This window comes from Amycolatopsis sp. NPDC057786 (genome assembly GCF_042797905.1).
GTDB lineage: Bacteria > Actinomycetota > Actinomycetes > Mycobacteriales > Pseudonocardiaceae > Amycolatopsis.
Genome location: NZ_JBHVKW010000032.1, coordinates 36,969 through 51,720 on the forward strand (window position 1 = coordinate 36,969; position 14,752 = coordinate 51,720).

Genomic DNA, 14,752 nt, shown 5'->3' on the forward strand with positions numbered 1-14,752 from the left:
GTCTCATGCTGGTGCGGATTCTCGGTCCGGTGGACGTGGTGGCCGGCGGTGTGGTGCGGCCGGTGCGGGGGTCGCGGCGCAAGGCGTTGCTCGCCGTGCTGGCCCTGCGGGCGGGCGAGATCGTGAGCGTCGACCGGCTCGTCGACGTGGTGTGGGGTGCCCGGCCGCCCGCCGCGAATACGGTGCAGACCCACGTTTCGGCGTTGCGGCGGATACTGGGCGACCGCGACGCGATCGTGGCCCGCTCCCCCGGCTATGTCCTGAACGCGGCGACGGATCTGGGTGGCGCGCAACGCCTGGTCGAGCAGGCCGGGCAGGCGCCGGATCCCGCCGCGTGCCTGCGAGAAGCCCTGGCGTTGTGGCGGGACGAGCCGCTGGCCGACGTCACCGGCATGCGGTGGCTGGACGAACAGGCCGAGCGGCTCGCGTTGCTGCGGCTCGACGCCGTGGAGGCGCTCGGCGAGGCACGGCTGGCGCTCGGCGAGCACGCGCGGCTCGTACCCGAACTGGAAGAGCTGTGCCGACTGCATCCGTTCCGCGAGCACCTGCACCGGCAGCTGATGCTCGCGTTGTACGGCGTGGGACGGCAGGCGGACGCACTCGACGTGTACGACCGGCTGCGGCGGGCGCTGGACGAACAGCTGGGTGTCGAGCCGGGCCCGGCTCTGCGCGAATCGCACGCCGCGTTGCTCCGTCAGGACACCTCCCTGGATCGGCCGCCGGCCCAGCTCACCGCCGAGCCGAACAGGTTCTGCACCACCGGTTCCGGCGCACGCATCGCCTACAACGCCACCGGGCAGGGCCCCCCGCTGGTGGTCCCGCCCGCCTGGATCGCGGCGCTGGAACTGGGCTGGGAGGACCCGGGACTGCGCGCGCTCTACGCACCCTTGGTGGCCGGGCACCGGGTGATCCGCTACGACATGCCGGGCACTGGGTTGTCCGGCCCCCTTCTCCAGCCGCGGTCGCTGGACGGCGAGGTCGAAGCGCTGCGCACGGTCGTCGACGCGGCCGGGGCGGAGCGGGTGGCCCTCCTCGGTGGGTCGATGGGGGCGCCGGTGGCGCTGGCGTTCGCGGCCCGCTATCCGCACCGGGTGAATCACCTCGTGCTGTACGGCGGGTACGCCGACGGCGGTGCCATCGCGCCCGCGTCCGCCCGGCGGGCTTTCGTGGGCCTGGTCCGGGAGAACTGGGGCCTCGGCACGGAACTGCTCGCCGACGTCCTGATGCCCGACGGCGACGCGGCGGCCCGCGCGCGGTTCGTCCGCATGCAGCGCGCGACGGCGTCGGCCGAGGCGGCCGCCGGTCTGCTGACCACCTGCTACGAATTCCGCGTCACCGAACTGCTCGACCGGGTCACCGTCCCGACGCTGGTCCTGCACCGGCGAGAAGACCGGGCCATCCCCTACGAATCGGGCAGGGAACTCGCCACCCGGATCCGGGACGCCCGGTTCGTCGCGCTGGAGGGACGCAGCCACCTGCCGTACGTCGGAGACGCGGACGCGGTGGTGAACGCGATCGTGGATTTCCTCGCCTGTCAGGCCTCCTGACGCTTGACCAGATGCCGCCCGATCCACCAGGCGGCCTCCACCAGCACGATCCCCACCCCGGCACAGGCGAACGCCGACAGCGTGTACGCGCTCACGCTCGGGTCCAGCGCGAAGAACTTCTGCGTGAACGGGATCAGGAACAACGCGAGCGTCAGCACGACCATCCCGCCGATCAGCAGGATCTTCCACCACCGGTACGGCCGCGCGACGATCCCGAGCACCCACAGCGCGATCGTGATGAGCGTGATCAGCGCGGTCGTCCCCGCCTGGATCTTGTCCAGTTCGGACTGTCCGGCTCCCTTGTACACCAGCAGGTAGCTCACGAACGTCGCGGTGGCGATGACCAGCCCGGCCGGGACGGCCATCCGCATCACCCGCCCGACGAAGCCGGTGCGGGCGCGTTCGTTGTTCGGCGCCAGCGAGAGTACGAAGGCGGGCAGGCCGATCGTGAACCACGCGGTGATGGTGATGTGCCGCGGCAGGAACGGGAACGGCACCTGCGCGATGCCGACCATCAGCGCCAGCAGTACCGAGTAGACCGTCTTGGTGAGGAACAGGTTCGAGACGCGCTCGATGTTGCCGATCACCCGCCGACCCTCGGCGACGACATGCGGCAGCGTGGCGAACTTGTCGTCCAGCAGCACGATCTGCGCGACCGCGCGGGTGGCCGGGCTGCCGGCACCCATGGCGACGCCGATGTCCGCGTCCTTCAGCGCGAGGACGTCGTTCACGCCGTCGCCGGTCATCGCGACGGTGTGCCCCTTCGACTGCAGTGCGCCGACCATCGCGCGTTTCTGCAACGGCGTCACGCGGCCGAAGACGGCACGCTCCTCGACGGTGTCGGCGAGCTTCTCCGCGTCGTCCGGCAGCTTCCGCGCGTCGATGGGCTTGTCCGCGCCCGGCAGGTCCAGGGTGCCCGCGACGGCGCCCACCGAAATGGCGTTGTCGCCGGAGATGACCTTGACCGCGACGTCCTGGTGTGCGAAGAAGTCCAGCGTGTCCTTCGCGTCCGGGCGGACCTTCTGTTCCAGCACCACCAGCGCGACCGGTTCGATCTCGCCGGGGCCTTCGGCCGCGTCGACGGCCCGCTCGGCACGGCCCAGCAGCAGGACCCGCAGACCGCGCGAGCCGATCTTCTCGGCCTCCGCCCGATGCTCGCCCTCGGGCAGCAGGACGTCGGCCGCGCCGAGCACCCAGTCGCCGTCGGGGCCGAACGAAGCACCGCTCCATTTGCGCGCCGAGGAGAACGGCATGGTCGTGGAGACCCGCCAGCCCGGATCGGTCCGGTGCGCCTCCGCGATCGCCTGAAGGCTCGCGTTCGGGCGCGGATCGGCGGCCGCGAGCGCGGCGAGCACGTCGTCCACCGGGTGACCCGGCGTGATCTCCCGGACCTCGGAAAGCCGCATCGCGTTCTCGGTGAGTGTGCCGGTCTTGTCCGCGCACACCACGTCGACCCTGGCGAGTCCCTCGATCGCCGGCAGTTCCTGCACCAGGCACTGGCGTTTGCCCAGCCGGATGACGCCGACCGCCAGCGCGACACTGGTCATCAGCACCAGGCCCTCGGGCACCATCGGCACGAGCGCCGCGACCATGCCGCGCAGCGCGTCCGGCCACGCCTGGTCGCCCGCGAGCTGGTTGTAGATCGTCAGCGCGCCCGCCGGGATGAGCAGGTACGTGATGAACTTGAGGATCTTGTCGATGCCCTGGCGCAGTTCCGACTTCACCAGGGTGAACTTGCTGGCCTCCGCGGCCAGCTTCGCCGCGTAGGACTCGTCACCGATGATGTCCGCGCGATAGGTGCCGCTCCCCGCGACGACGAAGCTGCCGGACAGCACCTTGTCGCCGGGCTGTTTGACCACCGGATCGGATTCACCGGTCAGCAGGGATTCGTCGACCTCCAGCGCGTCGGCCGTCAGCGTCGGGCCGTCGACGACGATCTTGTCGCCGGGTCCCAGTTCGACGAGGTCCCCGAGCACGACGTCTTCCGGGGCGATCTCGGTGCTCTGACCGTCTCGGCGGACCGTCGGCTTCGCCTGCCCGACGATCGCGAGCCGTTCCAGTGTCCGTTTCGCCCGGAGTTCCTGGATGATGCCGACCGCGCTGTTGACGATGATCAGCCCGCCGAACAACCCGTCGATGAAGTATCCGGTCGACAGGATGAGCACGAACAGGACGCCGTAGATCGCGTTGATCCGGGTGAGGACGTTCGCCCGGATGATCTCGCCGGTCGTCCGGCTGGTCTTCGTCGAGACCGTGTTGGTCTGGCCCGCGGCCACCCGCTGGGCGACCTCTTCGCTGGTGAGCCCCCTTGAGGCGTCGGTCAGCAGGGCCGGCTGATCAATTGCCATGCCCGCGACTCTATTCCGCCCGGCGCCGGCCCGCGTCAGCCTCGGGGACCATGTCGTCCCTTACTTCAGCATCTTTCGTGTTCGGGGGTGGTGCCGCCGTCGGTCGTGTCGACGCGCCACAATCCGCTCTCCAGCCTCAGCGGCAGCACCAGCCGCCAGCGGATGCACCCCTCCGGCAGATACAGCGGCGCGTCCTCGACGTCCTGCGTGCTGGTGAACGCGACGAGCACCCGGAGCGTGGTCGGCGTGCTCGGCTCGATGCGGTAGACGAGGATGCTGCCGTCCCGAGTGGACTGATAGTCCTTCTTCCACTCCGCCGCGGTCTTGGTCTTGGCCCGCTCGCGGGTGACCACCGATGTCCACTTCGGATAGTCGCGGTCGTTGATGGAGTCGAAATACCCCTGCAGCACCTGCCGGACGCTCTGGTACTGCGGATGGGTGAAGACGTCCGGAGTCACCTCGACGACGGGCGAGCCTGGCTGCTGCTCCGGGGCGACCGACGTCGGCGACTCGCTCACGACCGGCTCGGTGGGCGCGGCCTCCGGGCGCGTGTAGAGATCACGTGCCAGCAATCCCACGCCGACGGTCAAGGAGATCACGACCACGAGAACGGGGATCAGCCACCGCTGACGAGAGAGGGGGCGAGGCTGGGCGGTCACCCTGAAAGGTTAGCCGCCCGCCTCTTCCGTCATCACCGGCGTCTACCCGACTTGGTGCAGCCAGGTGACCGGGGCGCCGTCGCCGGCGTGCCGGTACGGTTCGAGCGCTTCGTCCCAGTTGGCGGCGAGGAGCTCGTCGAGCTTGTGCGCCAGCGATTCGCCGGTGCGGACCTTGCTCACCAAGGCACGCAACTGGTCCTCGCCCACGACGATGTCGCCGTTGGCACTGGTCCTGCCGTGCCACAGGCCGAGGCCCGGAGCGAAACAGAACCTCTCTCCGTCGACCCCCGCACTGGGCTCTTCGGTGACTTCGAACCGGATCATCGGCCACGCCTTGAGCGCGGACGCCAGCTTTCCGCCGGTGCCCGAAGGCGCACGCCAACCACATTCGGCGCGGAGCTGTCCTGGACTGGCGGGCTGCGCCGTCCACTTCAACTCGACTCGGGCACCCAAGGTGCCCGAAATGGCCCACTCGACGTGCGGACACACCGCAGACGGCGACGAGTGGACGTACACCACGCCACGGGTGTTGCCACGGGTGCTCACTGCTGACCTCCGCTACTCGACGAGGGGCGTCTTCCCCTACGACCTCGCGAGCTGCGCTGGTCAGGTGGCTCGTGCCGCCTCCCGGTACGCGTGAGCACATTGTGCACCCCAACTGTGCTGTTTGGCCACATGAACACCACAAGTCGCACCTGATTGGGACGCAGGACTCGCGTGAAGGTCGCCGCCACCTCACCGCGATCACGGCCGGAGGGATCCCTCACGCGGGTGATCGAGTCAGCAGCGGGGCGTGCCACCTTGAAGTACATGAAGGCCCCCTTCCTGTACCTAGGCGCAAGGAAGGGGGCCTTCATGTACTGGGGAAGGTGTGAAGGTCGAGTTTCCTCAGCTGAGCCGAGGGAAGGGGCCTTCACGGACTTGAGGCGGGTTAACCCTGGGCGCCGAGGGACTCCGCCGCGGCGAAGGTGTCCACCAGGCCGGTGCCCTTGTCGAAGCTCGACGTGTACGGCCCCGCGGCCACGTACGGCGAGCCGTTGGCGAACTTGTACGCCGTGCCCTTGATCGCGGCCTCGATGTCACCCGGGCTCGCGTTCGGCGCGACCTGGAACAGCTGCGCGACGATCCCGGTGATCTGCGGTGCCGCCATCGAGGTCCCGCTGATCACGTTGTAGGTGCCGAGGTCCAGGAGTCCCGGGCCGTTCTTGGGCTGGAGGCCCTGCGTGCAGATCGGCTGCGTCGGGCGGCACGCCGAGAGGATGTTCTCCCCCGGCGCCGAGACGTCCGGCCAGCTGGCCTGGTCGGTCTTGAGGCCGCGCGAGGAGAAGTCGGACACCGTGCCGTCGCGGGTGCCGGTCCCCTGGTCGTTGAACGACGCCGCGGAAAGCACGCCCGGAGTCGGGTCCTGTCCCGGCGGGTTGGAGAGGTTCGCCGAACCGTCACCGCCGTCGTTCCCGTTCGCCCACACCGTGACGACGCCTTCCGCGGCGAGAGCGCGCTGCAGCTTCACCGTCGCCGAGTTCGGGTCGAAGGTGCCGCCACCACTCGGGCCGTAGGAGTTGTTGGTCACCTTGATCGGCGGGCACACCGATGCCGCGACGCCCGCGCCACAGGGCGCCTTGTGATTCTCCAGGACCCAGTTCAGCGCCGCGTCCGTGCCGAGCACGAGCAGCGCGGCACCGGTCGAGACCGAAACGATCTTCGAGCCCGGCGCCGAGCCGCCGACCTTGGTGCCGTCGGCCAGGGTCAGCCGGTTCCCGGCGGCGATGCCGGTGACGTGCGTGCCGTGGCCGCCAAGGGAGAGCGTGTCGGTGTCGACGGAGGTCGGGACGTCGACGATGCAGTTCGTCGCGGTGCCGTTCAGGCAGAGGCTCTTGAGGTTGCGCACGACCCGTGTCTTGCCGTCGGCGCCCTTGAAGGCCGGATGCGTCGGGTCGACGCCGGTGTCGATGATCGCGACCGAGACGCCCCTGCCGTCCACGGGAGCGCCACCGGCGTCCTTGAGCTGAGTCTGGGTCTGGAGGCTTCGCGTCGCCGTGGTGCCGGCGCTGCCGTGCGCCTTGAGCTTCTCGTTGCCTTCGACGTAGGTGACACCGGCGGCCCCGCGAACCGCGCGCACCTGGTCCGCCGTGCCCCGGACGGCGACGACGCCGATCTTCCGGAACGAGGTGATCTTCTCGAGCCCGGCCGCGCGGGCGGCGCGTTCGGCGGTGGCGATGTCGCCGGCGTGCACGAGCGCGGTCACTCCTGTGGCACCGGTGGCGGTCGAGAGCAGCCGGGAGAGTCCGGGGGCGACGGGCGCGAGCGGTCCCGCGGCCTGCGCGGGAGCCATCCCCGCGGCCGGGACGGCTAGCAGGGCGACGACGAGCGCTGCACGTCGACGCCAGTGGCGAAATGCGGCCATGTGTTTCTCCTGGTGACAGGGGGCAGGGAACTGTCACTTACCAACGAGTACCACCCGGACGGGTGACGGTGCTCACGCGCATTACAACTTTTCGGAGCAACATCACCGCGCCTACCTGCGACGTGTCGTCTCGTTACGCTGGATGGAGGCGCTAGTTTGTGCACCGAGACCGACGAGATGGGGAGGGGTTCGGTGCGACTCGTTCGCCTCGCTCAGCAGCCGTCCCGGGTGGCCGAGGACGTCCGCGCCGCGCTGGCTTCACTCGGCCGGGGCAGCAACGTCGTGGGCGGGGTCGCCCTGATCGGCGCCAGCCCGGTCGACGGCAGGCCCGTCGAGGCCGTCGTGGTCATGCCGAAGGGTGTACTCATCGTCATCGGCGTCGACCTGCCGGATCCGGCGCTGAAACTCGAAGCCCCGCTCGGCGGGCCGTGGAAGGCCGACGGCTGGCCGCTGGTCCACGGCGACACCTCGATCAACCCGGCCACGGACGCGCTCTCGCTGTCCGCCGCGTGCACCCACAAGATCGCGGACGTCGCCCCCGGCGCCGGGCCGATCGGCACGATCATCGCCGTCGGGCCGTACGTCGAGACGGTCGACCAGCCTGCCGCGGATCTCGCCGGCTCGGTCCGCGTCCTCTACCCGACGGCGACGACGATGCTCGCCGCGACGGTCTCCCTGGCCACCGCGCCGCGCCCCCGCTCGGTCCAGCAGGCGCGGGAGCTGATCGCCGCGCTCGCCCCGGACGCGCCGCCGATGCCCGAGGAGATGCTGCTCGGGGAAGGGTTCAGCGCCTACTCCGACGACGAGCCGACGGTGATCCGCGAGAACCCGCTCGTCGCGATCGCACAGACGGTTCCCGTGCAGCATCCGGGGAAGAGACCCACGAAATCGGCCGTCCCGCCCGCTCCGCCCGCCAAACCGGCGCAAGCCGCTCCGCCCGTTCCGCAGGCCGTGGCCGCGCAGCCCGTTCCGCCCGCCCGGCAGGCCCCGCCACCGGAAGCCGCTCCCGCCGAGCCCGGCCCGAAGACGTCGCAGCAGTCCAAGACGGTGAAATGGCTCCCGGTCGCCGCGATCGGCCTGCTGATCGTGCTGCTGGTCGCGGCCATCAGCGTCGCTTCCGGCGGTGACGACACCGCGTCCACGCAGACTCCCCCGCCGCCGACCCCGGCCACCAGTCCGCCGCCGCCGAGCAGCAGCGCGGTGGAGAACATCCAGTTCACGTCGCGGGCGTCCGCCGCGGACCAGAAATGCGCGTCGCACGCGTACGGCGACGTCCAGGCGAGCCTTCAGCAGACGAGTTGCTCCGCGGTGAAACGGGCCAGCTTCGCCAGTTCCATCGACGGCCGGTCCGCCGCGGTGACGATCGCCGTCGTGGAATTCCCGAGTACACAGCAGGCGACCGCGTTCAAGGCCATCGCCGACACCCCGGGCGGGGGCGGCATCCTCGACCTCGCCACCGAGACCAACCAGTGGCAGAGCGATGTCCCGGTGTTCGAAGGCGCCGCCTACCAGAGCAGCCTGGACGGGAAATCGGTCCGGCTGGTCCAGGTGGTGTGGGTGCCGGGACCGTCCACTCCGGACGACCCCGGCCTCGTTCGCGGCGCGAAGGCCGCGCTCGAACTGCCCGTGAACGGCTAGAGCCCGTACGCCTCCAGCAGGCGCAGCCATACCTCGCTGACCGTCGGGAACGACGGGACCGCGTGCCACAGCCTCGACAGCGGGACCTCGCCGACGATCGCGATCGTCGCCGCGTGCAGCAGTTCCGCCACGTCCTGCCCGACGAAGGTCGCGCCGAGCAGGACACCGCGTTCGGTGTCGACGACGATCCGCGCCTTGCCCGTGTAACCGTCCGCGTGCAGTGACGAACCGGCCACCGCGATGTCGATGTCGACGACGCGGTGCGGCTTGCCCTCCTCCGGCCCGGCGAGCCCGACCGAAGCGACCTCCGGGTCGGTGAACACGACCTGCGGGACGGCGTGGTGATCGGCGGTGGCGCTGTGCGCGCTCCACGCGGCGGACTCGACGGGCTTGCCCGCGGCCTGCGCGGCCACCGCGTCACCCGCGGCCCTTGCCGCGTATTTGCCCTGATGGGTCAGGGGCGCCCGGCCGGTCACGTCGCCGACGGCGAACAGCCAGCCACCGTCCACAGCGGACACCCGGCCGTTGTCGTCCGTCGTGAGCGGCGCGCCCGCTTCGAGCCCCAGCGTCTCGACGCCGAGTCCGTCGGTCGCCGGACGGCGGCCGGTGGCGACGAGCAACTCGTCGACGACCAACCGCTCCCCACCTTTCAAGGCCAATTCCTTACCACCGTCCACAGCGGACACGGAGTCGAGGCCGGAGCAGGTGTGCACGGTGACCCCGGCTTCGCGGAGGCCCGCGACGACGGCGTCGCCCGCGAACTCCGGCAGCCGGGGCAACGGACGTTCGCCCGAGATGATCAGGTGGACCTCGGCACCGAGCGTGGCGAACGCCTGCGCCATTTCGACACCGACGACACCGCCGCCCAGTACGCCGAGGCGGCCCGGAACCTTCTCCGCCGAAGTCGCCTCCCGCGAACCCCACGGGGAAACGGTGTCCAGCCCGGGGATCGACGGCGTCCGCGGGACGCTGCCCGTGGCGACGATCACGGCGTGCCGAGCGGTCAGTACGTCGCCGCCGTCGACAGTGATCTCCCGCTCACCGGTGATCCGCCCGTGGCCGCGGATCGGGACGATCCCGACGCCTTCGGCCCACTTGACCTGTCCGGTGTCGTCTCCCTTGCCGGTGAACCAGTCCCGTCGCGCGAACACCTCGGCGGGGTCGACCGCGTCGCCGACCGGGACACCGGGAACCCGTTTGGCGGCGGCGAGGAGGTTGCCCGGCCGCAGCAGCGCCTTGCTCGGAATGCAGGCCCAGTAAGAACATTCGCCGCCGAAGCGTTCGTGTTCGACGAGTGCGACCCGGAGGCCGCCCCGCGCTGCCCGTTCGGCGGCGACCTCGCCGACCGGGCCGCCTCCGATCACGATCACGTCAAAATCCTGTGCTGACATGCATTCAGCGCACACCACCGCGCAGCTTCGCGCAACCTGCCGCTATCCTCGTGTCGCTGCGTGAGTCATCAGCCGCGGGTCAGGTTTCGCCGTGCCGGTTACGCAGTAGAACGATCGAGCGCGGGAGGTTTTTCATGGCCAGGAACACTGCTGTGCATTTATTGGATGATCTGACCGGCGAGGCGGCCGAAGAAACGGTCGCTTTCGGTTTGGACGGAATCGCTTACGACATCGACCTTTCGGCCGACAACGCCACCGCACTCCGGGGAATCCTGCGTGCGTATGTGGAGAACGGCCGCCGGATCGGCGGACGCAAGCTGCGGCCGCGGGTCGTGCAGCGGCCCAAGGGCGCGCGCGTGGCCAAGTCGACCCCGAAGACCGCGGCCACCGCCGCGAAGACCGAGTCGAAGACGGCCGCGAAGCCGGGTCGCAAGCCCGCCGCCAAGGGTGTCGCGGGCCGCAAGCCCGCCGCTGCCAAGGCCGCTCCCAAGACCGCCGCCGCGAAGACCACCGCCGCCAAGGCGGAGGCAAAGGCTCCGGCCAAGACCACGGCGAAAGCCACTGCCGCCAAGGCGAAGTCGGCCCGCGGCACGGCGGCGAAGACCACCGCGGCCAAGGCTCCGGCCGGTCGCGCGAAGACCGCCGCCGCGACCAAGACCACGGCCAAGGCGGCGCCGAAGGCCACTGCCAAGGCGACGGCGGCGAAGGCCGCTCCGAAGGCAGCCGCCGCGAAGACGACGGCTGCCAAGGCCGCGCCGAAGGCCGCCGCCAAGGCTCCGGCGAAGAAGGCCGCCGAGCCGAAGAAGACCACGCGCGCCGCCCGCAAGGTGCCCGTCGTGACCTTCTCGGCCACGGAAAAGTAGTAGTCGATAAACAAAAGGGCCCCCTTCGCACAGTGGCGAATGGGGCCCTTTTGTGTCGTGAGTGATTCGGGTCCGAATCACTCACGATTCTTTTCTCTGCGCACCCTTGGCATGCCATTCCTGGTAGTGGTACCGCGTGTGCTGGAGCGAGCGGTGCTGCTCCAGCTCCGCGGCCGAGGGCTTCCGGGTGGTGAGTTCACCCAGTCGCGCGGCCGCCGCCACGCGGACCGCGGCCGTGACTTCGGCAACACCTTTGCGCAGGCCATGCTCGGCGAGCGACGCGACCGGGCTCCGATGCGAGTCGAGCGGACGGGGATCCGCGGGTGCCGAAGTGAGATACCGGCCGACCCGTTCCGCCGCGGTCGAGACGAGCAACGTGGAATGCGCGAGCAAGCCCGTTCTCGTCCGGAACACGGCGAAACCGCACAGCTTCGCGTCACCGACGAACAGGCCTCGATCACCGAGCCGCGACGGCAGCCCGAGTTCGGCCACCGTCGCGGTCATCAGTTCCCCGAGCGCTTCCAACGGTCTGACGGATTTCTCCGACAAACCGAGCCCCGGCAGGACGAGCGTGATGTTGAGATTGCCGGGATCATGGAACACGGTGCCGCCGCCGCTGGCCCGGCGCAGCACCGGGACGCCGTCGCTCGCGCAGACGTCGGCCTTGACCTCGCGTTCGATCTTCTGCCCCCGCCCCACGACCACACAGTCGGTGTTGCGCCAGATCCACAGGACCGGCGCCTCCGGTGCGGCACGCAGGAGGGCTTCGTCGAACGCGAGGTTGTCGGCCGGGTCGTCGAACGAGGCGACGACTTCCGAGGGACCGGTCACAGTGCTTTGAGTTCCTCCACGATCTCGCCCACCGACGATTTGGCGTCGCCGAAGAGCATGCTGGTCTTCGCATCGTAGAAGAGCTCGTTGTCGATACCGGCGAAGCCCGAGCTCATGCCGCGTTTGAGCACGATCACCGACCGGCTGTGGTTCACCTTGAGGATCGGCATCCCGTAGATGGGCGAGCCCGGATCGGTCTCCGCGGCCGGGTTCGTGACGTCGTTCGCGCCGATCACCAGCGCGACGTCGGTCTGGGCGAACTCGGAGTTGATCTCGTCCATCTCCTTGAGCTGCTCGTACGGGACGTCGGCCTCGGCGAGGAGCACGTTCATATGCCCCGGCATCCGGCCCGCCACCGGGTGGATGGCGTACGCGACCGTGATCCCCTTGGCCTCCAGCAGTTTCGCCATCTCGCGGACCACGTGCTGCGCCTGCGCGACGGCCATGCCGTAGCCGGGCACGACCACGACCTTGTTGGCGTACGCCATCTGGATCGCGGTGTCGGACGCGCTGGTGCTGCGGACCGGCCGGACCTCGCCGGATCCGCCGCTCGCGACCGCCGTGCCGCCGCCGAACCCGCCGGCGACGATGGCCGGGATCGACCGGTTCATCGCCTTCGCCATCAGGTTCGTCAGGATCGAGCCCGAGGCGCCGACGATCATGCCCGCCACGATCAGCGCGGTGTTGTCGAGCGCGAGCCCCATGGCCGCGGCCGACAATCCGGTGAGCGCGTTCAGCAACGAGATGACGACCGGCATGTCCGCGCCGCCGATCGGCAGCACGACCACCACGCCGAGCACGCCCGCCGCGACCAGCAGGCCGATCATCAGCAGTTCGGCGTCACCGCCGACTGCGATGACGACCGCGAGCACGATCGCGGCGATCAGCACCAGGGCGTTCACCGGTTGCTGCAGTTTGCCCAGGGTGATCGGGCGGCCGGAGATGAGTTCCTGCAGTTTCCCGAAGGCGATGTTCGATCCCCAGAAGGACACCGAACCGACGATCGCGGCGAACAACGACGCGATCGCGACATACGCGGGCTCGTGCGCGTAGCCCTCGGTGGTGCGGAACTCGACCCACGCGATGAGCGCGACCGCTCCGCCGCCGACGCCGTTGAACAGCGCCACCATCTGCGGCATCGCGGTCATCTTCACCTTGCGCGCGGACGGCACGCCGACGACGACACCGATCGCGACGCCGAGCGCGATGAGCAGCCAGTTGCTCATGCCCGGCGTCAGCAGTGTCGCGATCACCGCGATACCCATGCCGACCGCGGCGATCCAGTTGCCGCGCACCGCGGTGCGCGGACCGGTCAGGCCCATGAGGCCGTAGATGAACAGCGCGAAGGAAATGATGTAGAGGACGGCGATGAAGGTCGTCACTTGTCACCACCGTCTTCCGGCTTCTTCGCCTTGAACATCGAGAGCATCCGGTCGGTGACGAGGAAGCCGCCGACCACGTTGATCGTGCCGAAGGCGATCGCGATCACCAGCAGGATCTTGTTCAGTACGCCGTCGACCCCGAGGCCGAGCACGATCAGCCCGCCCAGCAGGACGATGCCGTGGATCGCGTTGGTGCCCGACATGAGCGGGGTGTGCAACGTGTTGGGCACCTTGGAGATGACCGTGAAACCCACGAATCCGGCGAGTACGAGGATCGCCAAACTGCCTACGAGCATCACTCGCCTCCTTCTTCTTTTCCGGCCACGCAGGCCCCGGCGACGATCTCGTCGGAGAAGTCGAGCGCGAGCTTGCCTTCCTTGTCGACGAGCAGTTCGAGCAACTCGGTGACGTTGCGCGCGTAGAGCTCGCTGGAATGCGCGGGCATCTCCGCGGCGAGGTTGAGCGGTGAGCAGATGGTGACGTCGTGCTCGACGACCTCCTCGCCCGGTTTCGTCAGTTCGCAGTTGCCGCCGGACTCTCCGGCGAGGTCGACCACGACACCGCCCGCGGGCATCCCCTTCACCGCGTCGGCGGTGACGAGGACCGGCGCCCGGCGGCCGGGGACGAGCGCGGTGGTGATCACGACGTCGAACCTCGTGATCGCCTCGGTGAGCCTGCGTTGCTGCTCGGCCTTTTCCTCGTCGGTCAGCTCGCGGGCGTACCCGCCTTCACCGACCGCCTCGATGCCGAGGTCGAGGAATTTCGCGCCGAGCGACTTCACCTGCTCGCCGACCTCCGGCCGGACGTCGTACCCGGTCGTCTGCGCGCCGAGCCGTTTCGCCGTCGCCAAGGCCTGCAACCCGGCGACACCGGCGCCGAGCACGAGCACCTTCGCCGGAGGCACCGTCCCGGCGGCGGTGGTGAGCATCGGGAAGAAGCGGGTGAGTTTCTCCGCGGCCAGCAAGACCGCGCGATAGCCCGCGACGCTGCTCTGCGACGACAACGCGTCCATCGCCTGCGCGCGGGAGATCCGCGGGATCGCCTCGACGGCGAAGGCGCGGACGCCCGCCGCTTCGAGTGCCGCTATCCCGTCGGGATCACCCCTCGGATTCAGGAAGCCGATGAGAATGGTGCCCTGCTTGAGCTTCGCGACTTCGGCCGCGCTCGGAGGCGCCACCTTCACCACGATGTCGGCATCCCACGGATCGCCGATCACCGCTCCCGCCTGCTCGAAGGTCTCGTCGGCGAGCAGCGCGCCGGCGCCCGCGCCGGGCTCGACCACCACCCGCAGTCCGCGTCCGGAAACGCGCTCGATGAGTTTCGGTACCAGCGCGATACGGCGTTCGCCTTGTCCGGTTTCCCGGACCACACCGACCGTGAGCTGCTCGTTCTCTGCCGCCACAGGCGACCTCCTCGCTGGAGAGGACCACACGAACCCGCACTTCTTACCACGCCCGGCCGACAACTTTCCTGGCTGAACGTATCCGGGCGGCATCTTTCCGTGACATCGCTCATCACGATCGATCCAGCCATCGATCCAGGTGCGCGACGTCATAGGGGGTTCGGCCGCTGGTGCCTGCGGCGAACGTGGCGATCATCGAGTCCGTGAGATCAACCGCAGCAGGCGGGTGAAGGGGACTTTCACCGCATCAGATGCGACGAAAGCGCCCTTCACCGCGTGACATGCGG

Annotated in this window: 12 protein-coding genes; 3 read left to right on the top strand and 9 right to left on the bottom strand. The window is 69.6% G+C overall.

Annotation, left to right across the window (positions count from 1 at the left end; all coding sequences use genetic code 11):
- The first annotated feature begins 5 nt into the window (after positions 1-5).
- Positions 6-1,547 carry an alpha/beta fold hydrolase gene (locus ACFVM3_RS18670; protein ID WP_378440145.1) on the top strand — a complete coding sequence of 514 codons (1,542 nt, stop codon included), beginning with the start codon at positions 6-8 and terminating at the stop codon, positions 1,545-1,547.
- Here ACFVM3_RS18670 and ACFVM3_RS18675 read toward each other — a convergent pair.
- From ACFVM3_RS18675 to ACFVM3_RS18690, 4 genes are all read right to left on the bottom strand, one after another.
- A complete protein-coding gene (locus ACFVM3_RS18675; RefSeq protein WP_378440147.1) occupies positions 1,535-3,895 on the bottom strand; it encodes a cation-translocating P-type ATPase in 2,361 nt (786 codons plus the stop codon). The two genes, ACFVM3_RS18670 and ACFVM3_RS18675, sit on opposite strands and share 13 nt — an antisense overlap.
- A 65-nt stretch (positions 3,896-3,960) precedes the next feature.
- Positions 3,961-4,554 (bottom strand): hypothetical protein, encoded by a 594-nt coding sequence (locus tag ACFVM3_RS18680; protein WP_378440149.1) that lies wholly within the window; start codon positions 4,552-4,554, stop codon positions 3,961-3,963.
- Between the two features lie 42 nt (positions 4,555-4,596).
- Positions 4,597-5,100, bottom strand: a complete 504-nt coding sequence (locus tag ACFVM3_RS18685) for a DUF3145 domain-containing protein (protein WP_091599164.1) — start codon at positions 5,098-5,100, stop codon at positions 4,597-4,599.
- 385 nt (positions 5,101-5,485) lie between these two features.
- The gene (locus ACFVM3_RS18690; RefSeq protein WP_378440151.1) at positions 5,486-6,958 is read right to left on the bottom strand and encodes a S8 family serine peptidase; all 1,473 of its coding nucleotides are present in this window, start codon (positions 6,956-6,958) and stop codon (positions 5,486-5,488) included.
- A 192-nt stretch (positions 6,959-7,150) separates the two neighbouring features.
- Here ACFVM3_RS18690 and ACFVM3_RS18695 point away from each other — a divergent pair, with 192 nt between their 5' ends.
- Entirely contained in the window at positions 7,151-8,596 is a 1,446-nt protein-coding gene (locus tag ACFVM3_RS18695) for a hypothetical protein (RefSeq protein WP_378440153.1), read from the top strand.
- On the opposite strand, the gene ACFVM3_RS18700 is transcribed toward ACFVM3_RS18695, so the two are convergent.
- The gene (locus tag ACFVM3_RS18700; RefSeq protein ID WP_378440155.1) at positions 8,593-9,966 is read right to left on the bottom strand and encodes a dihydrolipoyl dehydrogenase family protein; all 1,374 of its coding nucleotides are present in this window, start codon (positions 9,964-9,966) and stop codon (positions 8,593-8,595) included. The two genes, ACFVM3_RS18695 and ACFVM3_RS18700, sit on opposite strands and share 4 nt — an antisense overlap.
- Positions 9,967-10,121: 155 nt before the next feature.
- Here ACFVM3_RS18700 and ACFVM3_RS18705 point away from each other — a divergent pair, with 155 nt between their 5' ends.
- Positions 10,122-10,850: a histone-like nucleoid-structuring protein Lsr2 gene (locus ACFVM3_RS18705; protein WP_378440157.1), complete on the top strand. Its 729-nt coding sequence runs from the start codon at positions 10,122-10,124 to the stop codon at positions 10,848-10,850.
- 81 nt (positions 10,851-10,931) lie between these two features.
- On the opposite strand, the gene ACFVM3_RS18710 is transcribed toward ACFVM3_RS18705, so the two are convergent.
- Genes ACFVM3_RS18710 through ACFVM3_RS18725 form a run of 4 tightly spaced genes read right to left on the bottom strand, consistent with a single transcriptional unit; the run spans position 10,932 to position 14,465 of the window.
- A complete protein-coding gene (locus ACFVM3_RS18710; protein WP_378440159.1) occupies positions 10,932-11,681 on the bottom strand; it encodes a lipoate--protein ligase family protein in 750 nt (249 codons plus the stop codon).
- Positions 11,678-13,063, bottom strand: coding sequence for an NAD(P)(+) transhydrogenase (Re/Si-specific) subunit beta (locus tag ACFVM3_RS18715; RefSeq protein WP_378440161.1), 1,386 nt, complete (start codon positions 13,061-13,063; stop codon positions 11,678-11,680). Before ACFVM3_RS18715 ends, ACFVM3_RS18710 begins: the two co-directional genes overlap by 4 nt.
- The gene (locus tag ACFVM3_RS18720; RefSeq protein ID WP_007032801.1) at positions 13,060-13,359 is read right to left on the bottom strand and encodes an NAD(P) transhydrogenase subunit alpha; all 300 of its coding nucleotides are present in this window, start codon (positions 13,357-13,359) and stop codon (positions 13,060-13,062) included. Before ACFVM3_RS18720 ends, ACFVM3_RS18715 begins: the two co-directional genes overlap by 4 nt.
- Entirely contained in the window at positions 13,359-14,465 is a 1,107-nt protein-coding gene (locus tag ACFVM3_RS18725) for a Re/Si-specific NAD(P)(+) transhydrogenase subunit alpha (protein ID WP_378440163.1), read from the bottom strand. Before ACFVM3_RS18725 ends, ACFVM3_RS18720 begins: the two co-directional genes overlap by 1 nt.
- Positions 14,466-14,752 lie beyond the last annotated feature (287 nt).